Annotated in this window: 1 pseudogene; it reads right to left on the minus strand. The window is 41.4% G+C overall.

Going from position 1 to position 222, the window contains the following annotated elements:
* Positions 1-35: 35 nt before the first annotated feature.
* Positions 36-222 (minus strand): annotated as a pseudogene (locus ACKQAD_RS20335) (phosphoglycerate dehydrogenase); the annotation flags it as partial.

Below are 222 nucleotides of genomic sequence, written 5' to 3' on the forward strand. Positions count from 1 at the left end.
GGTTTCTCTATTTCAAAAAATTTAAGCATTTTCAATTAAAACAATACCCGCACACGAATGGTTTCTGGGATATTTTTGAGTGCTTCAACCGCTTGCGCAGAATCGCCGCTACCCACATCCATCACCAAATAGCCCACATCTTCTTCAGTCATCAGACTTTGGGCAAAAATATTGATATTGGCATCGGCAAAGGATTTGTTAATCTGTGACAACACGCCAGGC

The organism is Pectobacterium artocarpous, assembly GCF_046159765.1.
Taxonomy (GTDB): domain Bacteria; phylum Pseudomonadota; class Gammaproteobacteria; order Enterobacterales; family Enterobacteriaceae; genus Pectobacterium.